We start from the raw sequence: 19,752 nt of genomic DNA on the forward strand, positions 1-19,752 counted from the left end.
ACACTCCGTCACCCCGGACTTGATCCGGGGTCCAGCACGATCAAGTCCTTGATCGCAAAAGACTCTTTTCACGGGGCAGACGCGCCGTGGCTGGATGCCGGATCAAGTTCGGCATGACGGAGGACAGCGTCTCAATCCTCTTTGGTAATCACCCAGGTTTTTGCAACGCCTCACTGTTTTTCAGCGGCTCACCGCTTGGAAAACGCCCGCACCAGCTCCGCATCCTGCTGAAGATTGTCGAGCCATGTCGGGTCGAGTTTGGGTACCGAGGAGAAGAGCAGCTTTGAATAGGGATGCGTCGGCGATTTGATGGCTTCCGTCTCCAGATGCTCCACCTTCTTGCCGGCGTACATCACCACGATTTCGTCGCAGATGGTCTCCACCACCGAGAGATCGTGGCTGATGAAGATGTAAGAGAGGTTCAGCTCCCGCTGCAATTCGCCTAGAAGATCGATGATGGCGGCGGCAACCACGGTGTCCAGCGCCGAGGTGATTTCGTCGCAGATGATGAGTGATGGTTCGGCGGCCAGCGCCCGGGCGAAATTAACGCGCTGCTTCTGCCCGCCTGACAGGCCTGAGGGATGACGGTGGCGCACCGAGCGCGGCAGCTTCACCATGTCGAGAAGCTGATCGACCCGCGCATCCCGGGCCTTGCCCTTCATGCCGTGATAAAAGGTCAACGGCCGGCCGAGAATATCCTCGATCGGTTTCGAAGGGTTGAGCGCGGTATCGGCATATTGGAAAACGATCTGCATGCGGCGCAGCTGGTCGCTTGTCCGATGGCGGGCATCGGCATCCAGCTCCTTGCCTTCGAAAATGACATGGCCCCCTGCCGCCGGAAGAATGCCGGCAATGGCGCGTGCCAGTGTCGATTTTCCGCAGCCGGATTCGCCGATGATACCGAGATTGCGACCGGGATAGACCGAAAGGCTGACGGAATCCACGGCGCGCACGAGCGGCATCCTGTCGTCGCCCTTGGTGCCATATCCAGCGATCAGATTTTCAATATCCAGCAACGGTGCTGCCCGCTCCTGCGTTGGCGGGGCGACCGCGCGGACCTTGTCATGAAATGCCGTCAGCAATTCCTTTGTGTAGGGATGCTGCGCATTTTCGAGAATATCCCTGGTGGTGCCGGTTTCCTGTACCTCGCCGCCTTTCAGCACGACGATCCGGTCGGCGATCTGGGCAACGACGGCGAGATCGTGTGACACATAGACACCTCCGATGCCGCCCTTACGCATTGCCGATTTGAAGGCGCGCAGGACCTCGATCTGGGTCGTCACGTCGAGTGCGGTGGTCGGTTCATCGAAGATCACCAGCTTTGGATTGCCGATCAGCGCCATGGCCGCGGAGAGGCGCTGAAGCTGACCGCCGGAGACCTGATGCGGATAACGGTCACCGATGGTTTCCGGGTTGGGCAATGAGAGCGCCTTGAAGAGCTCAACCGCGCGTGCACGGGCTTCCTGCGGCGGCATCAGGTGATGGATGCGGGTGACTTCGATGACCTGATCGATGATCTTCTGTGCCGGGTTGAAGGCGGCGGCAGCGCTTTGCGGGACATAGGTGACTTGTGTACCGCGGACCCTTTCGCGCTCTGTTTCGGAAAGCTGCACCATATCCTGACCCGCCACCTTGACGCTGCCGCCGGAAATGCGGCAACCGGGGCGGGCATAACCCATCAGCGTCAGTGCGATGGTGGTCTTGCCGGAGCCGCTTTCGCCGATCAGTGCGACGATTTCGCCATCGGCGATATCGATGTCGACGCCCTTGATGATATCGATGCGACGGCCTGAATCGGTGGTTGCCTCGACCTTCAATCCGCGGATTTCAACGAGATTGTTCATGCTTCGCTCCTGTCGCGAATTTTCTGCGGCAGATTGTCGATCAGCAGGTTCACGCTGATCGTCAGGCTTGCAATGGCCAGTGACGGAAAAATGACCGCGGGGGCCGCGAAAGGCAGGCCGCCAATGTTTTCGCGCACCAGCGCACCCCAGTCGGCATTGGGTGGCTGCAGGCCGAGGCCAAGGAAGGAAAGGCCAGAAAGAAGCAGGACGATAAACACGAACCGTACGCCGAGATCGGCAAGCACGGGCCGGATGATGTTCGGCAGAATTTCGGAGCCGATGAGATAAAAGAGGCTCTCACCGCGAACACGCGCCACTGTGACGAAATCCATTGTGTTGACATTGACTGCAAGCGCGCGCGCAAAACGATAGGCGCCGGGCGTGTAGATGACCGAGAGCGTGACGATCAATACCGGAATGGACGAACCGACAGCGGCGACGACCACGAGGCCGAAAAGCTTGCTTGGAATGGAATTCACCGCATCGAGAAACCGGCTGAGCGCGGCGTCGAACCAGCCGCCGATGACGGCGGCGCACATGCCGAGCACAACGCCGCAGGTGCAGGCGATGGCGACCGCTGCCAGCGAAATGCCGACCGTGAAACGTGCGCCCATGAGAATACGGGAAAGCACGTCACGACCGAGATAGTCCGAACCAAGCCAGAGCTCCGATGTCATCGGCCCGAAATAATCGAAATCGACGATTTCACCGACCGGATGCGGAATGAGATATGGCGCGAAGATCGCAACCATGGCCCAGAGAAAGATGACGAGAAAGCCGAAAACGCCGACTGCGTTGATCTTGTAACCCAAACGCGAGGTCCCCGAAGTTGTTTTGACATGATCGGCCATCAGCGCAGCCTCGGATTGGACATGATGGCGATGATGTCTGCCGTCGTGATGAGGAGGAGATAACCGACGCAGAAGATCATTGCGCAGGTCTGGATCAGCGGCAGGTCGCGGGTGGCGACGCCATCGACCATCAGCTTGGCGATGCCGGGATAATTGAAGATCGTCTCGACTATGATAACACCGCCGACAAGATAGGAGAGCGAGAGCGCCACCGCGTTGACAATGGGGCCGAGCGCGTTTGGCAGCGCGTGGCGCAGCACGATGCGCATGCGCGGCGCACCTTTCAGCAGCGCCATTTCGACATACGGCGTGTCGAGTGTCTCGATAACGGCGGCGCGGCTCATGCGGATCATTTGGGCGGAGACAACGAAGGTCAGGGTGATGACGGGCATGGCGTAAACACGCAGCACATCGAAAAGCGTATGCACTTCGCTGACGAGCGATAGCGCCGGCAGCCATTTCAGGTAAACGGCAAAAAGCAGCACCGCGAGCGTCGCGATCATGAATTCCGGTACCGAAATGACGCCGATGGTCAGCACGGTGACGGCCCGGTCATAAAGCGTTCCGCGCAGCATTGCGGAACTGATACCGAGCGTCAGCGCCAGCGGCACGGCGATGATGGTCGTGATGCCGGCCAGCTTCATGGAGTTGATGAAACGCGGGCCGATGAGATCGGCAATCGCCATGTTATTGGCATAGGACGTGCCGAGATCACCCTGCACCAGGCCGAAAAGCCAACGGATGAAACGCAGCAGGGCGGGATCGTCGAGATGCATGGCGGTACGCAGGCCGGCAACGGCTTCAGGCGTCGCCGCCTGGCCGAGGAGGATCGTCGCGGTGTCGCCGGGTAACAGGCTGGTGGCTGAAAAGACGATAAATGAGACGATAAGCAGCGTCGTCAGCATGACGACCAGCCGCCTGGCGACAAGGGATAATATCCGGCTGTTCATTCACATGCTCCTGCAACCTGCCTGATGGTGGAGGCTTCCCGCATCTTGGGGAAAGCTTGCCGGGCGCTGTTTCACGCCCGGCACCATGGTTTATCAGGCTTCGAGCCAGACGTATTCCGCGAAGGCGTAACCCATCATGCCGCCGAGTGGATTGGCTTCCAGCCCCTTCAGCTTGGAGGAGATTGCGTCCACATTGGTGAGATAGGCGGGAATGATGGTGCCTGCTTCGTCGGCGATCATCGTCTGCATCTCGAAGTAGATCTGCTTGCGCTTCTCCATGTCGAGCAGGCCGCGCGCCTCCAGCATCAACTTGTCGAATTTTTCCGACTTGTACTGGCTTTCGTTCCACGGCGCGTCCGATGCATAAAGCAGCGAGAACAGGATGTCGGGCGTCGGACGCGGGTTGATGTTGCCGAAATGGATCGGGGCCTTCAGCCAGTAATTGCTCCAGTAGCCGTCGGCGGGAACGCGCTGCACGTCCAGCTTGACGCCGATTTCCGCAGCCGAAGCCTGGATGATCATCGCCATGTCGATGGCCGAGTTCGCCGCGTCGGAGGTAATGACCGGGATGGACTGGCCAATGACGCCGGCTTTTTCGAAGTGGAACTTCGCCTTCTCGGGATCGAAGGCTTTCGGCTTCAGATCCGGATTGTGATAGGGGCTCATGGGCGGCACCGGCTGGTCGTTCCCCACTTCCCCAAGTCCGCGCAGGGCCGCCTTGACGATCTGCTCGCGATTGACGATCGACTTCATGCCGGCAATGAAATCGGCCTTGTTACCGGGGGCCTGATCAAGACGGATGTTGAGATTGGTGTAGTTGCCGGACGTTCCCTTCGACAGGACAACGCCCTCCTGCTTGTCGAGCAGACGGAGGGCGCGCGGGTTGATGGCGGCGGCGAGCTGGATATCACCGGAGAGAAGCGCGTTGACACGGGCATTATCGTCCGAGATCGCGAAGAACTCGAAGCTGTCGACGTGCGGTCCACCGGATTTCCAGTAATTGGTATTCTTCGCCATGATCGAGCGTACCCCCGGCTCGAATTTTTCGAGCTTGAAGGCACCGGTGCCATTGCCCTTGGAGAAATCGGTGGTGCCGTCCGCCACGATCATGAAGTGGTGCATGGCAAGGATCGTCGGCAGGTCGGCATTGGCGCTGGCCAGCGTAATCTCGACGGTGCTCTTGTCGACGGCCTTGAAGTCGGTCATCTGTGCCGCGATCTTGGCAACCTTGGAGCCGACGGCTGGATCGAGATGGCGCTTCAGCGAATAGACCACGTCGTCGGCGGTCAGCGCCTTGCCGTCGTGGAAGGTCACTCCTGAGCGGAGTTTCACGGTCCAGGTCTTGGCGTCCTTGGATTCGATCGATTCGGCCAGCTCCATCTGCGGCGTGCCGGAAATGTCGAGAAAGCTCAGGCGGTTGTAGAGCGCGCAGCAGCGGACATAATCCGTCGAGAGCGAGGCTTTGGCCGGATCCAGCGTATCGGCAGTGGAGGCCGACCAGCCCGCCGCCTTCAGCGTGCCGCCGGAAACCGGGGTAGCCGCCACGGCCTGCGAGGCGCGGCCGAGGATTGCCGAGCCGGCGGAAAGGGCCACGCCGCCCGCCAGCATCATGTGAAGCAGTTCGCGCCGTGTGGCGCCGCGGCGTATCGCCTGTTCAACGGCAGCATCGTCGGAGCGGGTCCAGTTTGAAATCCTGTCACTCATGGTCTTCCCCTTTTGTATGATTTCTTGAAATGCGTCTGTAGAAATTATCTGCGGCTGGGCACCGGTGTGCGCCACGCCGACAGCAGGGGCGCTCAGCCGCCCGTTTGTCTGGCGGCTTCGGCAAGGCCGGCCATGGACGTGAAGTGATAATCCGGTTCGGTGAAGTTTTCCGGCTCGATCGTGCCGCCATATCCCTTCTGGGCATGGCGACGCTCTATCCAGCAATTGGTCATGCCGAGTTTTCGGGAAATGCCGATATCGTGGTACTGGCTCTGCGCCACGTGCAGAATGTCGTCCTTCGACGCTCCTTCGCTTTCCACGAAGGAGAAGACCTTCTCGAAGAAGGCAGGGTCGGGCTTTTCAGTGCCGGTGTCATCCGCGGTGAAAGCGGCGTGGAAGGGGTTGCCGAGTTCCTTCGAGAAATAGTCGAAGGCCCAGCGTCGGGCGTTGGTCATGGCGATCAGGCGGTGGGTCTTTGAAAGTTCGGCCATCGCGGCGCGGCTGTCGGAAAAGCCTTTCCAGTTCTTCGCCGCGTCGCGCAGACGCTCACCATAGGCGCGCTCCACCGGCAGGCCGAGCTCAGGGGCAATGATGAGGTAGACGCGCACGAGATCATCGGGAAAAAGGTCGGTCGCGTCGGAGTAGCGGGCCGCACGGTAAAGCGCGAGCGCCTTTTCACCATCGACCTCAACACCGTTTTCCGCACCGATTGCGGCCAGCGTCGATGTCAGACCCCGTTCGAAATCGATGAGGGTTCCCACCACGTCGAAGCTCATATATTTGAAGTCGCTCAGTTTTTTGGGCAATGTCGGTCTCCGCTCTGCCGCCACGTCCTTTTTAGGGGAGGGTTGCGGCATTTTATTTCGTTCCCGGACGGAATCCTTGTCCCGTTCCCATTTTTGAAAACGCCTGTTTTAGTGGCGTTTTGTGCTTTTTCTTAGGGATAGTTTGGCAGTTCCGGCGCATCGGATTCTCCGAAATGGATCGGCTCTTCGGCAGAATATTGCGAATATGCGCTGTGTGGCGACATTTCGCGAAGGTGCCGGGAAAGAGCCGGTCGCCGCTTCAGGCCATTGCCGCCCGCACGGCCGGGTCCTCTAACGTCTGATCGAGGGTTTTAAGCGTCCGTTCGATTATCGCATCGATCTCGCCATCCGTACAGCAGAGCGGCGGCGCGTAGCCGAGGATGCCGTTCGCGAAGGCGCGTACGATGAGGCCGTTCTCCCAGGCGCGATCAAAAACCCTGCGGGCCGGTATGGCCGCTGCCGGAAGCGGGGTTTTCTTCTCCTTGTCGGTCACAAGCTCGACGGCGGCAAGCATACCGCGGCCGCGCACATCGCCGACCAGCGGATGGCTTCTCAGCCCTTCCAGCCCCGCCATGAGGCGCGCGCCGGCGCGGCGGCCATTCTCCAGCAGCCCGCCTTCGTAAAGCTTCAGCACTTCCAGACCCACGGCTGCGCTGACCGGATGAGCGGAATAGGTATAGCCATGGCCGACCGCCGCTTCGCCTGCGAAATCGGCAATCGTGTCGTAGACATGATCAGCCATGAATACCGCGCCCATCGGCACGTAGCCGGACGTGAGGCCCTTCGCCGCGGTGATGAAGTCGGGCACGATATCTTCGTCGGCGCAGGCAAAAAGCGGGCCGGTACGCCCGAAGCCGGTGATGACTTCGTCGGCGACGAAAAGGATGCCGTATGACTTGCAGAGGTCCCGCATGGCCTTGATCCAGCCGGGCGGCGGCACGAGCACCCCGCCGGAACCCTGAATGGGCTCCGCATAAAAGGCGGCGACGCGCTCCGGACCGATCGTCTCGATCTTGTCCTTCAGAATTTGCAGGGAGGAGGCGATGATGGCGGCGGGATCGTTTCCGGCCGGGTTGCGATAGGCGTAGTGCGACGGGATTTTGTGCTGCCAGTCGTAAGGCACGCCGAAACCAGCATGGAACGCGGGCAGGGCGGTGAGGCCCGAACCGGCGGTGGTGGAGCCGTGATAACCCTGTTCGATGGAGATGAACTGGTCACGCTGCGGCTCACCCCTGGCGTGCCAGTAATAGCGGATGAAACGGATGGTGCTGTCCACGGCATCGGAGCCGCCAAGCGTGAAATAGACATGGTTCAGGTCGCCGGGCGCTCGGTCGGCGAGTTCCGACGCAAGCCGGATGGCCGGCTCGCTGCCAATGTCGAAATAGGCTGTGGCATAGGGCAATTCCCGCATCTGTCTGGCCGCGGCCTCAACGATGCTGTCATGACCATAACCGGCATTCACGCACCACAGACCGGCAAAGCCATCGATGAGCTGGTGGCCGGTGATGTCGGTGACGGTGGCGCCGCTTGCCGATTTCAGCACCCGCACGCCCAGCTTCTCATGGCCGCGGAAGGAGGAGACGGGGTGCACCAGATGGGCGCGGTCCAGTTCGATCAGGGAATTGCTTAACATGGTCTCTCTCCGGATTCAGCCGAGTGCCTGGCTGGTCAATGCAAATGTTCTGAATTTTCTGCCGGGGGCGATGTCGGTCTTCGGTCGGCGCATGGCGATGCCGCCGCCGACATGGGCAAGACCATTTTCGACGAGCCATGGGGCGAGACCCGTATCGGCGGTGGTGTCCACCCGCAGGAACATGCCGGGGCGCTCGGCAATGACGAAAGCGATGAGGGCCTTTGCAGTTTCAGCATTTTCTGCCACGACCGGGCCTATGACCTCACCGCGCCCGAAGGCGCGCAGGGCTGCAAAGCCCTTGAGGACGCTCTCCTGCCGGACTTCGGCAAAACGCGCTCTCGCGACAAGCGCTGCAAAGAGCGGGGTGCGGTCCGCGCCGAACGCCTGCGCATCGAGCACCGCAAGCTCCCCTGGAACGACGGTCTCGAGCCAGGCGACACCCGCCGGCTTTTCGCCAGGAACAGGAACACCCTGATGCTGGAGCACTTCCCCCGAGGCGACGAAGCCCATTTTTTCATAGAGGGGAAGGCCATCGGCCGTGGCGACCAGGCGGCATTCGCGCTTTTCGGTGGCGCCGATCGCCGCATCCATCAGACGGCGGCCAAGACCGCGCCCGCGCATTGCCTCATCCACGATCACCATATTGACGGTGGCGCAGCCATCTCCCAGCAACGTCGCCATTGCGGTTCCGACGACACGGCCGTTTTCGAGCGCGACGAAGCCATTGCTGATTGAAAGGACAAGCGCCCAGTCTTCCTTGCGATGCGGCCAACCGGCCTGGCGCGAGAGTTCGACGGCGGCGTCAAGATGGTCAGGTTGAAAGGACTGGATGTCGATGGGGCTGGCGTGCATGCCGAAACTCCGTTTGCTCTGCTGGTTCATTGATAGACTGAGGTTTGAAGAAGATTGTCCCGACAAATGGGAAGGTTCGATATGTTTCGCTGTTGCTTTTATCCGTTGCCGCATCTTATGCCGCCTGTCGTGCGCGCCTGGCGGCAAACCGGGCCGGGCGAGGGGATCCGGGTTTCTCCGCGCGCAACTCTCTGCCAAACTGGCAGCTACATACGCAACAATCTGCTTTCGCGACGGGCAATTGCGGTGCGCCGACGGGACAAAGGCTTTCTATGATCTCATTATTCCGGCCACACTCGATCCCCAATCAAGGATGACGACGACATGACCATCTTCCGCCCGAAATACATCACTTTCGATTGCTACGGTACGTTGATTAACTTTCAGATGGCCGAGGCAGCCCGCGATCTTTACGGCGACCGCCTGGATGAAGCGCAGATGCAGGAATTCATCAAGAATTTCTCCGCTTATCGTCTGGACGAGGTCATGCATGACTGGAAGCCCTACGCTGAAGTCGTTCACAACGCGCTGTCACGGACATGCAAGCGCAACGGCGTATCCTTCAAGGACGACGATGCCATCATGACCTATGAGCGCGTTCCGACCTGGGGTCCGCACGCGGATGTCCCCGCTGGTCTGGCGAAGGTCGCAAACGAAATTCCGCTCGTCATCCTGTCCAACGCCATGGATTCGCAGATCATGTCGAATGTCGCAAAGCTCGGTGCGCCGTTCCATGCCGTCTATACGGCCGAGCAGGCGCAGGCCTACAAACCGCATTTCAAGGCTTTCGAATATTTGTTCGACATGCTCGGCTGTGGTCCGGAAGACATTCTCCACGTCTCGTCCTCATTCCGTTACGACCTGATGTCGGCCCATGATCTCGGCATCAAGAACAAGGTCTGGGTCAATCGCGGGCACGAACCGGCAAACCCTTATTATGGTTATGTCGAGATCGCCGATATTTCCGGTCTCGCGGGTGTTGTCGGACTGTAAGGAAAGGACCAGGCCATGAAGCTCGTCTCCTACTGGCACGATACTGCCCCCTCTTTCGCGGGGGCGGCGGAAGGTCCTGTAGAGGGTCACTATGATGTGGCCGTCATCGGCGGCGGCTTTACCGGTCTTGGTGCCGCGCGCCAGCTCGCGAAAGCGGGCGCGCGCGTCGTTGTTCTGGAAGGGCAGCGGGTCGGCTGGGGTGCTTCCGGCCGCAATGGCGGGCACCTCAATAACGGCCTTGCCCATTCCTATCTTTCCGCCAAGGCGGAGCTTGGCAAGGAACGAGCCATTGCGCTGTACAAAGCACTGGACGCGTCAATCGACACGCTGGAGAGCCTGATCGCCGAGGAAGGTATCGACTGTAATTTCCGCCGGGCGGGCAAACTGAAAATGGCCTCGAAGCCGCAGCATTTCGAAGGGCTGGCGAGGAATTTCGAAGCTGTACACGCCGAGGTCGATCCCGATACGGCGCTTCTGTCCGCCGCCGATCTTACGACGGAAATAGGTTCGCCCTTTCATGGCGCCATGCTCTCGAAGAAGAGCGCCATGATGCATATGGGCCGTTATGTGGCAGGGCTCGCCGAAGCTGCCAGCCGTCATGGCGCGGTGATCTTCGAAAATGCGTCGGTGACGAAACACATTCAGAACGGCGGGCTTCACGAACTTGAAACCGCGCGCGGCAAGGTGACCGCGGACAATGTTTTCGTTGCGACGGGCGCTTACACGCCCTCCGGTTTCGGTTATTTTCGCCGGCGCATTATCGCCGTCGGCAGTTTCATCATCGCCACGCGGCCGCTGACGGATGCAGAAGTGAAGGCGTCGGTTCCGGGTAATCGAACCTATGTCAATTCCATGAACATCGGCAACTACTTCCGGCTGGCTCCGGATAACCGGCTGATCTTTGGCGGCCGTGCACGCTTCTCCGCCACGTCGGACCAGCGTTCTGACGCCAAGAGCGGAGCGATCCTGACGGAAAGCCTCCATCGCATTTTTCCCCAGCTTTCGCATGTGCCGATAGACTATTGCTGGGGCGGACTGGTGGACATGACCAAGGACCGCTATCCGCGGGCCGGCTATCACGATGGCGTCTGGTATGCCATGGGCTATTCCGGTCACGGGGCGCAGCTTTCCACACATCTCGGCATGGTGGTGGCGGATGCCATTCTGGGGCGGCCGGACAACAACCCGCTAAAGGGGCTTGAGTGGCCGGCGGTGCCAGGTCATTTCGGCAAGCCCTGGTTCCTGCCGCTCGTGGGTTTATATTACAAGATGCTGGACAAGATACAGTAGCCGGCCGCAATTTGTGGCCGCGCCAGCCAGGCGCGGCCACTCCTTGAATGCCCCGGATGAACGGTCAACCCGCGCGCTTCAGTTGAAGGTGGGATACACCCGCTGCAACATTCACGCCGGTTCCCACTTCGGCGCTGATCGGCTGCAGGGCAAAGTTTTTGGCATTGCCGCCGATCAGCGCATTGGCGCCGACACCGACCCCGACCGACGCTCCTGCGGAAGCGCCGACATAATCACCGCTCAGCGCGCCGTCACCCACACGGCTTGCCGCCGTGTTCAGCACGATCCAGCTCATATAGGTCTTGCCGGTCACGCCGATGTCGAGACCGAGCTTGCCGATCTTTCCCGTGTAGCGCTCAGTCTTTCCTGAGCGCTGGCGGAATTCGCAGTTCACCGCCTTGCTGGATCCGACGACGAGGCCGACGCCGCCGGCGATTTCACACGACAGCGTGCCGACACGCTCCTTCTGCGCGGTTTCCGTAGCGCGCTTGCCGTTGTGCTTCGTCTCGGCGGAAGCGAGTGGGGCAATGGCCAGCGTTGCAATTGCAGTTGCGAGAACGAGTTTTTTCATTGTCTGTCACTCCTGTTATCATTCACGAGGCGGATGCGTGGGGAAGAGGCATCCAGATAGGGATAGGGCGGCTGCCGGATCGCGAGATCCGCAATGATCGGCCGCGATGCGAAACATTCCGCGATGATCACCGCACGTTCGAAGGCAGAGAGCGTTTCAACCTCGCCCGAGAGCACAATACGGCCCTCGACCGACGTGACGGAGATTGAGCTTTTCTCCTGTCCGTCAGCATAGGCGATTACGGCCTGCAGGGCGGCGCAGAGGCTGACCTCCTGCGGAAGGCAGCTTGCCGCCGGGTTTGCTTCGCACGCAAGCATCATGGTGAAACCTCCTGCCTTGAACATTGACGGTTCACTTGAATGCTTTTTTGACGGTATCCTTCGTCTGGCCCAGCTTTTCCTGCGCCTGGCCGGCCAGTTTTTCGGCCTTGCCTTCAGCCTGAAGCTTGTCATTGCCGGTGATCTTGCCGGCTGCTTCCTTGATCGTGCCCTTTGCCTGACGGGCGATACCTTCGATACGGTTATTGTCCATGACGAACTCCTTCCATCGTTTGAGCGTGCCGCGGTTGGTAACGGCATGATGGAAAGGTAGCCCCGGAATAGTGCTCCTTGCAGAGCATTAGCTACTAGTTCAACTGGTACAAATTGACCTATTTTGCGGGTGGCGAATGTTGTTTTTCCCGGCGGCCGGCAAAACCGCGCTCCCTAGCCCAGATGACCGCCGCCGTGCGGCGGTTAACGCCGATCTTGCCGTATAGCGACGCAATATGATTGCGGATGGTATGTCTGGACAGGTTCAACCGGTCGCTCATTTCCTTGTCGCTGCATCCGTCGCAGATCAGAGACAATATCTGCTCTTCACGCTCGGTGAGATCCTTGAGCGAAGCGGAAGATGACGCCCCGCGGGAATTCTGCCTGAGCCCTGCCAGCCGTTCCACCACGGTGCGACTGAACCATGATGTATCGGCCATGACGCTCTCGATCGCCTCGATCAGTTCGTTCTCGGAGCGGCGTCGCTCTGTCACATCCTGTATCGCCCAGATGACACAGAGCTGGTCATTGATCTCGGCGCGTTCTGCAGAAACGATACATTCGGCCGCGCTGCCATCGGCAAGGTTCATGCGCAGGTTCTCGTTGCGGATCGGGATATTGTCCTTCAGCCGCTTTTCGACATCGCGCCGTGCTGCCACATCGTCCCACAATTTCAGTTCGCTCGCCGTCTTGCCCACCACCTCGGCTTCCTTGCGTCCGCACAGCATCAGAAATGCATCGTTGACTTCTGTCAGCACGAAGTCTTCAAGCCTCGAAATCGCAGCCGGTGCGGGCGAGAGTCGGAAGGATTTGAAAAAGCGCTCCTCGCTCTGGCGAAGTGCATTTTGTGCTTTCCGGCGGCCGTCGAGATCGGCGAAGGTAAAAAGCATGCACGGCTCTTCGGCAACGGCGATGGTTTCTCCCGCCACGATCACCAGCCGGTCGCCGCCGGGAATGGGGATGAGCGCCTCACGCTGGCGTATGACACGTCCTTCATGCAGGCGTTTCAGCGCATCCTCGCCGGTATCGCATTCGGAAAACAGGCCGAGTTCCTCGACGCTGATGCCGATAATATCCTCCCGGCTGAAGCCGGTCATTTCCAGAAAGCCCTGGTTGACACGAATGAAGCGCTGGTCTTCAAGCCTGCAGATGAGACCAGGTGCGGGATTTGCGTTAAAAGCACTCTCGAAACGTGCCTCCGCTTCGTAGCGCGGCGTCTCGTCACGAATGATCAGCACCAGCACATCCGGTTTCGCGCCGGCATCTTCCAGGATAAGGCCACGCACGGTGTGCACCCAGCATTCGGTTTCATCGTCACTCGGCGATATTTCCACCGTGACGTCTTCAAAGGTCTCGCCGGCAAGAAGCCGCTCAAGCGGATACTGCCCTGCTTCTAGAAGGTGATTATTGCGATACCGAAGCGTGAAATTCCGCCGGTAGCTTTCGGTATCGTCGCCGAGTTCGGATACCGATTCTATGCGGTGCATCACAAGCGCCGCCCTGTTGGCCCAGGCGATTGTTCCGTCGTTTTCGAGAAGGATCAGCCCGTCGCTCAGCCCGGTTACGAGATTTTGCAATACGAGCCGGTTGATCTTGGGAATGGTCACGCTGTCGTCCATGTCGCCCCTGGCATCTAGAAACTTTATGCCTTTATAACGCCAAGTTCCGCCAAGTGTTGCAAGGCACGGATAGACGACACGATAACGCGCCGCTTGACCGCGATAAGCGCGCCCGAATCGGATGGTGCGGATTTGTTGGCTGTCCGTCATCCCGTCACCTCAAGGTTCATTTTCGCCCCCTGCAAACGCGGCGGTGATCACTTGCTTATGGGCGCGCGCATCGGACATACTGCCTCTTGAACCACAGATGCCAAGGGCGAGACGACGCCAGAGACTTGAAGCTGGATCGCGCAGCCATCCGAGAAGATTGAGCCATGAATACCCGATTCCTCGAAACCTTTCTCTGGGCTGCCCGATTGAGCAGCTTTTCGGCAGCCGCGGAACGCTTGCATACGACCCAGGCATCTGTTTCAAACCGCATCGCCGCGCTGGAGCGGGAGCTTGGCGTCGTGCTGTTCACGCGTGATGTGCGCTGCGTCAACCTGACGCCCGCCGGTCGTCTGGCGCTGCAACATGCCGAAAAGATCGTCAACCTCACCGGCGAATTCCGGCAAATCGTCAGCAATCGGGAAGCGCTGAGGGGGACTGTGCGGATCGGTGCTGCCGATACGATCGTGTATGCCTGGCTGCCGCTTCTCATCCGCCGCATGAACGAGCAATATCCCGGCGTCAGTCTGGATCTGACAATCGATACCAGCCTGAAACTTTCACAGCGTATCCAGAACGGCGAGGTGGATGTCGGCTTCATCATGGGGCCGATCATGGCTGCTGACATCTATAACTCACCGCTTTGCACCTTCGAATCCTGCTGGGTGGGCGCGGTCGAACTGCCGCTGCCGGAAACCGGCGTGACGCTTGAAGATATCGCGCATTTTCCGTTGCTTACCTTCTCCACCGGCTCGCAGCCGCATCAGGCGTTGCGGGCGCTTCTGGATTCGCACGGCCTGTCCGACAGCCGGATTTATAATTCGAATTCGCTGTCGATCATGACACGCCTCGTGGCCACGGCCGTCGGCGTCGGTGCGCTGCCGCGTGTCTTGGTGGACGGCATCATCAAATCTGGCGAAGCGCGTATTCTCGACATCACGCCATCGGTGCCGCCCCTGACCTTTCACACGGTTTACCAGGAGCGAGGCGACAATGCGCTCGCCCGCGCGATCGCCGACATGGCGACGGAAATCGTCAGTGAAACCACGATTCAGTGGATGACCGCCGCAGCTTAATTTTTATGCTGCATTGCAAGATGATTAATCTATAAGCTTATCTTATGGGTTTCGATAGAGTTTTTCCGTTTGTCACGAAAACAGTTCCCGTTCTTAATTCTCCTCGCAACATGAGAGGAGAGCAACGTGAAAGTCTCACTTGTTCAAATGAATACCCAGAATGACAAGGCAGAGAACCTGAAGGTTGCTGCCGATTTGATTGAGAAGGCAGTCAAGGCGGACAATCCAGACCTTGTTGTTCTTCCTGAATACTTTGCATTTATTGGAGATAATCCTCAGGAGATGCATGAAAGCGGCGAGGAATTTCCCGGCGGTGAAATCTATACGCTGCTTTCGGGGCTCGCGAAGAAGCATGCCATAACGCTCCATGCCGGCTCCATCGTTGAGAAGGAAGGCAACCGCTTCTATAATTCGACCCTCGTTTTCGGCCCTGATGGCAAGCAGATCGCCCGTTATCGCAAGATTCACCTGTTCGACGTCGATACGCCGAACGGCATCAGCTACCGCGAATCCGATTCCGTCGCCCGCGGCGAAGAGGTCGTAACCTATAAGGTTGGCGACAAGACGGTCGGTTGCGGCATCTGCTACGATATCCGCTTCCCGGAACTGTTCCGTGCGCTGCGGGACAAGGGCGCGGATGTCATCGTTCTGCCGGCTGCATTCACGCTGATGACGGGGAAGGACCATTGGGAAGTGCTGGCCCGCGCCCGCGCCGTCGAGACGCAGACCTATTTCCTCGCCGTGGGACAGATCGGCACCCATGCGGGTGGAAAGAAAGCCTGCTGGGGACATTCCATGGTCATCGATCCGTGGGGTCACATCGTCGCGCAATGCTCCGACACTGTCGGGACAGCCGGCGCCGCTCTCGACTTCGACTATTCGGCCAAGGTGCGCGCCAACGTGCCGGTGGCGAACCACCACGTTCTCTGATCGGAGAAAGACCCAATGTTTATCGTCAACCCCATGCCGGAACAGATCGGCCCCGACGTCATCGAACTTCTTGAAAAGGTCGAAGTCGCGACGATCGGCCATGTGCTCCATTCCGGTTTCGTCGATCCTGAAATCCGGGCGGTCCTTCCGGGCAAGCGCGTGGCGGGCACCGCCGTCACGCTTCGCATCCCGAATGCGGATTCGACCATGCTGCACTACCTGACGCAACTCGTGCGTCCGGGCGATATCGTTCTCATCGACCGTTGCGGTGATACCCGCCACGCCTGCTGGGGCGGCGTCATCACCAACACCATGAAGATGGCCGGTGTCAAAGCCGGTGTCGTCGATGGTCCGGCGACCGATTTTTCGGAGTTCACCAAGGTGGACATGCCCATGTGGTGCCGCGGCCCGTCGCCGATCACCACGAAGATCCTCGGTCTGGAAGGCGCGATCAATATTCCAATCAGCGTTGGCGGCCAGGTGATCAATCCGGGTGATGCGATCCTGTGCGATGAGAGCGGCGTGGTCGCCCTTCATCCGAGCCAGGCTCGCGCCATGGCGGAGCGCGCCATCGGCATGCAGGAAGCCGAGATCGTGCTTCTGGAGCGCCTGCGCAACGGCGAGAAGCTGCCGGATATTTCGGGCGCCAATAAATTCGTCCAGGCCAAGCTCAGCGCCTGACACAGGCTTACGGGTGGCGGATCCGTTCGCCACTCCCAATAACAATAGAGGAGAACAGGACAATGAAGAAAACGATACTTCTGAGTGGGATTCTCATGCTCGGTGCGGCTGCCCTGCCGGCGCAGGCCCAGCAGACCGTGACGTTCCTCGGCTATAGCGGCCTTTTCCAGGAGCGTTACACGAAGGCCGTCATCGAGCCTTTCATGGCCGCCAACCCTGACATCAAGGTCGAATATTTCCCGCAGCAGGGTTCTGCCGCCATGCTCGGCTCGCTGCGCGCCCAGAAAGCCGCACCGCAATCCGATATCGCGCTGATGGATGTCTCTGTTGCCAAAACCGGCACGGATGAAGGCCTGTTCGACACGATCGATGAAAGCGTGACGAAGAATGTCGCCGACCTTTATCCGAACGCCCGCTTCGAAGGTGTGGCCGGTGTTGGCGTGACTTTCGACAACCTGGTTCTCATCTACAATACCGATGCGGTCAAGACCGCCCCGGACAGCTGGAATGCCCTGAAAGACAGCGCCTTCAAGGGCAAGGTCGCCATGCTGAGCGCCCCTGACATCGTCGGTATCGGCACGACGATCATCATGGATCACATGAATGGCGGCAAAGACTTCATCAAGAATATCGACGCCGGCATCAATGCGATGGCGGAAGTCGCGCCGAACGTCCAGACCTGGGAACCGAAACCGGAAGTCTATCCGAATGTCGTCAATGGCCAGGTATCGCTGGGCGTGGGCTGGAACGCCCGCAGCCAGGTGAATGCCGATGGTTCCAAGGGCAAGATGAAGGTCGTTCTTCCGAAGGAAGGTACGATCCTCCAGATCAATACGCTCAACCTCGTCAAAGGAGGCCCTTCGTCCGAGGCGGCCCGCAAGTTCGTCGATTATGCATTGAGCCCGGAAGCCCAGGCCGCCTTCACCGCCGCCATGTATTATGCGCCGACCAATGCCAAGGCCACGGTGGCTGCCGATGTCAGCGATCGCACGGTCGTCAAGGCGATGGACAAGGTCATTCCGGTTGACTGGATCGGCCTCTCGAAGGTTCGTGACCAGATCACGCAGGACTGGCGTCGCAAGGTCATTCCGCTCAGCCGCTGAGGCTTTTCGCGCCTGGCGTGAGAAATGGCAAGACTTCCGCACCCCTTGTCGGCTGCGGAAGCAGCATACCAAACCCCTCGGCTCATCTTTCCCACCGACGCTCGGATCGGTGGCGAGGTGGGTCGGCGCGCAAGGGACAGGACATGTTCAAGACGCCAAGTGTCTGACATGCTCTGGAGAAAGGCAAAAAGCCAGAATGGGAACTTCAGACATCATGCAGCCAGGATTTCTCTCAATTCGTTCGCTGACCAAGCGCTATGAAACCATGGTAGCCGTGGATAATCTCAATCTCGAGATACCCAAAGGCGAACTGGTCGCCTTTCTCGGTCCGTCCGGCTGCGGCAAGTCGACGTCGCTGCGCATGATTGCCGGGCTTGCCCCGGTGACGTCGGGCTCGATCCTGATCGATGGCAAGGACGTAACCCGGCTTGCGCCCTACAAGCGCGATATTGGCCTTGTCTTTCAGAGCTATGCGCTGTTCCCGCATATGACGGTTCTCAAGAATGTCATGTTCGGTCTTGAAATGCGCAAGGTGCCGGCTGCGGAAGCGGAACGGCGTGCCCGTGAGGCAATCGCCATGGTGCGTCTGGAAGGGCGCGAGGACCGCCGACCGGCCCAGCTTTCCGGCGGCCAGCAGCAGCGTGTCGCACTGGCACGCGCTCTCGTCATCCAGCCCTCCATTCTCCTGTTCGACGAGCCTCTTTCCAATCTCGACGCCAAGCTGCGCGACGAGATGCGCTCTGAAATCCGCCGTATCCAGAAACAGCTCGGCATCACTTCAATCTTCGTCACCCATGATCAGGTGGAGGCGCTCAGCATGTGCGACAAGGTCGCCGTCCTCAATGGCGGGCGTCTGGAACAGCTCGGCACGCCGCATGACCTCTACGAGCGCCCGGCGACGGCATTCGTCGCCTCTTTCGTCGGCCGCACCAACCGCCTGGTCGGAAACGCGGTCGGCGATCACATCACGGTCGGTGATGCGGTATTGCGGGCGCCCGGTTCGCACAATGGCAAGATCGACCTTATGGTCCGGCCGCATCGCATGGCCATGACGGTGGCCGGTGACGTCGCGCCCGATTTCGAGGGAGCGCCGGTCAATCGTATCGCCGGTGAAGTCCGCGATGTCTATTATGCCGGTGACATCCTCCATTACGAGATCGCCGCGGGCGGCCAGACGCTGTCCGTAGAGCGTGCCACATCAGGCGGCGAAACGCCGGTGGCGGCGGGCAGCGCAGTCAGCCTCGTCTGGCGCGTGGAGGACACGCTGGTCTTCGGAGCAAACCAATGACAGCGGCGGTCATGATCACGGCTCCCGGCAGCCGCACATCCTCCATGGTGTTTCTCGCAACGCTTCTTCTCGGGCCGATCATTGCGGTCAACGGCCTTGCCTTTGTGATGCCGGTCTTCAACCTGCTCCTGCTTTCCTTCCGCGAAAGCCTCGGCGGCGGCGGTCTTGGCGAAGCCCACACACTCGACAACTGGACATCGACGCTGACCGACGGTTTTTATATCGAACTGATCGGCCAGAGCATTCTGACCAGCCTCTTGATCACCGTCCTCACGCTTATCGCTTCCTATCCCATCGCGCTCTATCTTCACCGGGCGCAGGGTCGCTGGAAGACGCTGCTGCTGGTACTGGTCATCTCGCCGCTTTTGACCTCGGCCGTGGTGCGTACCTATGGCTGGATCGCGATCCTTGCCGATGACGGCCTCATCAACAATATCCTCTTCGCATTCGGTGCGGAAAGCGGTGTGCGGCTGCTGTTCAACAAGGTCGGCGTTGTCATCGGTCTCACCGAAATCCTGATGCCCTATATGATCCTGGCGCTGCTTGCCGGTTTCGGCAGGCTCGATCCGCGTGTCGAGGAGGCGGCCGAAACACTCGGCGCATCGCCCTGGAAGGTGTTCTGGCGCATCATCGTGCCGCTCACCATGCCCGGTGTCGCGCTCGGTTGCCTGCTCTCTTTCGTCCTCGCCGTCAGTTCGTTCATCACCCCCAAGCTGCTTGGCGGCGGACGTGTCTTCCTTCTCGCGACGGAAATTTACGATCAGGCCATCGTGACGCTCAACTGGCCGCTCGCTGCGACGTTGTCGATGATCATTCTCGTGATCTTCGGTGCAGCTCTGGTGCTTTATTCCCGGCTTCTGCGGGCCATTCTTTAGGGGAGATCA

At 59.6% G+C, this 19,752-nt stretch carries 19 protein-coding genes; 8 read left to right on the forward strand and 11 right to left on the reverse strand.

Features of this window, described 5'->3' with window-relative positions; all coding sequences use genetic code 11:
• Positions 1-188: 188 nt before the first annotated feature.
• From WA845_RS11055 to WA845_RS11085, 7 genes are all read right to left on the reverse strand, one after another.
• The gene (locus tag WA845_RS11055) at positions 189-1,844 is read right to left on the reverse strand and encodes an ABC transporter ATP-binding protein (RefSeq protein WP_022562875.1); all 1,656 of its coding nucleotides are present in this window, start codon (positions 1,842-1,844) and stop codon (positions 189-191) included.
• Positions 1,841-2,695 (reverse strand): ABC transporter permease, encoded by an 855-nt coding sequence (locus WA845_RS11060; RefSeq protein ID WP_004445444.1) that lies wholly within the window; start codon positions 2,693-2,695, stop codon positions 1,841-1,843. Before WA845_RS11060 ends, WA845_RS11055 begins: the two co-directional genes overlap by 4 nt.
• Positions 2,695-3,645, reverse strand: a complete 951-nt coding sequence (locus tag WA845_RS11065) for an ABC transporter permease (RefSeq protein WP_004445443.1) — start codon at positions 3,643-3,645, stop codon at positions 2,695-2,697. Before WA845_RS11065 ends, WA845_RS11060 begins: the two co-directional genes overlap by 1 nt.
• A gap of 93 nt (positions 3,646-3,738) precedes the next feature.
• Positions 3,739-5,349, reverse strand: coding sequence for an ABC transporter substrate-binding protein (locus WA845_RS11070; RefSeq protein ID WP_035206922.1), 1,611 nt, complete (start codon positions 5,347-5,349; stop codon positions 3,739-3,741).
• A 92-nt stretch (positions 5,350-5,441) separates the two neighbouring features.
• Positions 5,442-6,155 (reverse strand): HAD-IA family hydrolase, encoded by a 714-nt coding sequence (locus WA845_RS11075; protein ID WP_006698416.1) that lies wholly within the window; start codon positions 6,153-6,155, stop codon positions 5,442-5,444.
• 259 nt (positions 6,156-6,414) lie between these two features.
• A complete protein-coding gene (locus WA845_RS11080; protein WP_112553713.1) occupies positions 6,415-7,788 on the reverse strand; it encodes an aminotransferase class III-fold pyridoxal phosphate-dependent enzyme in 1,374 nt (457 codons plus the stop codon).
• A 15-nt stretch (positions 7,789-7,803) separates the two neighbouring features.
• Complete coding sequence (locus tag WA845_RS11085; protein WP_112553846.1) at positions 7,804-8,640, reverse strand: GNAT family N-acetyltransferase; 837 nt, start codon at positions 8,638-8,640, stop codon at positions 7,804-7,806.
• Between the two features lie 324 nt (positions 8,641-8,964).
• Here WA845_RS11085 and WA845_RS11090 point away from each other — a divergent pair, with 324 nt between their 5' ends.
• Positions 8,965-9,633: a haloacid dehalogenase type II gene (locus WA845_RS11090; protein ID WP_035206927.1), complete on the forward strand. Its 669-nt coding sequence runs from the start codon at positions 8,965-8,967 to the stop codon at positions 9,631-9,633.
• A gap of 15 nt (positions 9,634-9,648) precedes the next feature.
• Positions 9,649-10,923, forward strand: a complete 1,275-nt coding sequence (locus WA845_RS11095) for an NAD(P)/FAD-dependent oxidoreductase (RefSeq protein WP_035206929.1) — start codon at positions 9,649-9,651, stop codon at positions 10,921-10,923.
• A 64-nt stretch (positions 10,924-10,987) separates the two neighbouring features.
• On the opposite strand, the gene WA845_RS11100 is transcribed toward WA845_RS11095, so the two are convergent.
• The 4 genes from WA845_RS11100 to WA845_RS11115 all read right to left on the reverse strand — a co-directional run bounded on the left by WA845_RS11100 (position 10,988) and on the right by WA845_RS11115 (position 13,643).
• On the reverse strand, positions 10,988-11,494 hold the full coding sequence (locus WA845_RS11100; RefSeq protein WP_037091350.1) for a DUF992 domain-containing protein: 507 nt from the start codon (positions 11,492-11,494) through the stop codon (positions 10,988-10,990).
• Positions 11,491-11,838 (reverse strand): BON domain-containing protein, encoded by a 348-nt coding sequence (locus WA845_RS11105; protein WP_006698410.1) that lies wholly within the window; start codon positions 11,836-11,838, stop codon positions 11,491-11,493. The genes WA845_RS11100 and WA845_RS11105 overlap by 4 nt, the downstream gene beginning before the upstream one ends.
• Positions 11,839-11,845: 7 nt before the next feature.
• Positions 11,846-12,025 (reverse strand): CsbD family protein, encoded by a 180-nt coding sequence (locus WA845_RS11110; protein WP_004445431.1) that lies wholly within the window; start codon positions 12,023-12,025, stop codon positions 11,846-11,848.
• Positions 12,026-12,143: 118 nt separating this feature from the next.
• Positions 12,144-13,643: a helix-turn-helix transcriptional regulator gene (locus WA845_RS11115; RefSeq protein WP_174151362.1), complete on the reverse strand. Its 1,500-nt coding sequence runs from the start codon at positions 13,641-13,643 to the stop codon at positions 12,144-12,146.
• Positions 13,644-13,957: 314 nt separating this feature from the next.
• On the opposite strand from WA845_RS11115, the gene WA845_RS11120 reads away from it, so the two are divergent.
• From WA845_RS11120 to WA845_RS11145, 6 genes are all read left to right on the forward strand, one after another.
• Positions 13,958-14,866, forward strand: a complete 909-nt coding sequence (locus tag WA845_RS11120; protein ID WP_004445429.1) for a LysR family transcriptional regulator — start codon at positions 13,958-13,960, stop codon at positions 14,864-14,866.
• Between the two features lie 147 nt (positions 14,867-15,013).
• Positions 15,014-15,796 carry a carbon-nitrogen hydrolase family protein gene (locus tag WA845_RS11125; RefSeq protein ID WP_337322373.1) on the forward strand — a complete coding sequence of 261 codons (783 nt, stop codon included), beginning with the start codon at positions 15,014-15,016 and terminating at the stop codon, positions 15,794-15,796.
• A 15-nt stretch (positions 15,797-15,811) separates the two neighbouring features.
• Positions 15,812-16,477, forward strand: a complete 666-nt coding sequence (locus WA845_RS11130; protein ID WP_004445424.1) for an RraA family protein — start codon at positions 15,812-15,814, stop codon at positions 16,475-16,477.
• A gap of 62 nt (positions 16,478-16,539) precedes the next feature.
• Positions 16,540-17,580 (forward strand): ABC transporter substrate-binding protein, encoded by a 1,041-nt coding sequence (locus tag WA845_RS11135; RefSeq protein ID WP_006698406.1) that lies wholly within the window; start codon positions 16,540-16,542, stop codon positions 17,578-17,580.
• Positions 17,581-17,794: 214 nt separating this feature from the next.
• On the forward strand, positions 17,795-18,868 hold the full coding sequence (locus WA845_RS11140) for an ABC transporter ATP-binding protein (RefSeq protein WP_004445420.1): 1,074 nt from the start codon (positions 17,795-17,797) through the stop codon (positions 18,866-18,868).
• Positions 18,865-19,743: an ABC transporter permease gene (locus tag WA845_RS11145; RefSeq protein WP_004445419.1), complete on the forward strand. Its 879-nt coding sequence runs from the start codon at positions 18,865-18,867 to the stop codon at positions 19,741-19,743. The genes WA845_RS11140 and WA845_RS11145 overlap by 4 nt, the downstream gene beginning before the upstream one ends.
• The last annotated feature ends 9 nt before the right edge of the window (positions 19,744-19,752 follow it).

The organism is Agrobacterium sp. CMT1 (assembly GCF_037203725.1).
Classification (GTDB): domain Bacteria; phylum Pseudomonadota; class Alphaproteobacteria; order Rhizobiales; family Rhizobiaceae; genus Agrobacterium; species Agrobacterium pusense.

Bases quoted from the DNA above. Each gene is read 5' to 3' on its own strand.
- WA845_RS11055 (WP_022562875.1), bottom strand. From the start codon at position 1,844: ATGAACAATCTCGTTGAAATCCGCGGATTGAAGGTCGAGGCAACCACC.
- WA845_RS11060 (WP_004445444.1), bottom strand. From the start codon at position 2,695: ATGGCCGATCATGTCAAAACAACTTCGGGGACCTCGCGTTTGGGTTAC.
- WA845_RS11065 (WP_004445443.1), bottom strand. From the start codon at position 3,645: ATGAACAGCCGGATATTATCCCTTGTCGCCAGGCGGCTGGTCGTCATG.
- WA845_RS11070 (WP_035206922.1), bottom strand. From the start codon at position 5,349: ATGAGTGACAGGATTTCAAACTGGACCCGCTCCGACGATGCTGCCGTT.
- WA845_RS11080 (WP_112553713.1), bottom strand. From the start codon at position 7,788: ATGTTAAGCAATTCCCTGATCGAACTGGACCGCGCCCATCTGGTGCAC.
- WA845_RS11085 (WP_112553846.1), bottom strand. From the start codon at position 8,640: ATGCACGCCAGCCCCATCGACATCCAGTCCTTTCAACCTGACCATCTT.
- WA845_RS11090 (WP_035206927.1), top strand. From the start codon at position 8,965: ATGACCATCTTCCGCCCGAAATACATCACTTTCGATTGCTACGGTACG.
- WA845_RS11095 (WP_035206929.1), top strand. From the start codon at position 9,649: ATGAAGCTCGTCTCCTACTGGCACGATACTGCCCCCTCTTTCGCGGGG.
- WA845_RS11100 (WP_037091350.1), bottom strand. From the start codon at position 11,494: ATGAAAAAACTCGTTCTCGCAACTGCAATTGCAACGCTGGCCATTGCC.
- WA845_RS11105 (WP_006698410.1), bottom strand. From the start codon at position 11,838: ATGTTCAAGGCAGGAGGTTTCACCATGATGCTTGCGTGCGAAGCAAAC.
- WA845_RS11110 (WP_004445431.1), bottom strand. From the start codon at position 12,025: ATGGACAATAACCGTATCGAAGGTATCGCCCGTCAGGCAAAGGGCACG.
- WA845_RS11115 (WP_174151362.1), bottom strand. From the start codon at position 13,643: ATGGACGACAGCGTGACCATTCCCAAGATCAACCGGCTCGTATTGCAA.
- WA845_RS11120 (WP_004445429.1), top strand. From the start codon at position 13,958: ATGAATACCCGATTCCTCGAAACCTTTCTCTGGGCTGCCCGATTGAGC.
- WA845_RS11125 (WP_337322373.1), top strand. From the start codon at position 15,014: ATGAATACCCAGAATGACAAGGCAGAGAACCTGAAGGTTGCTGCCGAT.
- WA845_RS11130 (WP_004445424.1), top strand. From the start codon at position 15,812: ATGTTTATCGTCAACCCCATGCCGGAACAGATCGGCCCCGACGTCATC.
- WA845_RS11135 (WP_006698406.1), top strand. From the start codon at position 16,540: ATGAAGAAAACGATACTTCTGAGTGGGATTCTCATGCTCGGTGCGGCT.
- WA845_RS11140 (WP_004445420.1), top strand. From the start codon at position 17,795: ATGCAGCCAGGATTTCTCTCAATTCGTTCGCTGACCAAGCGCTATGAA.
- WA845_RS11145 (WP_004445419.1), top strand. From the start codon at position 18,865: ATGACAGCGGCGGTCATGATCACGGCTCCCGGCAGCCGCACATCCTCC.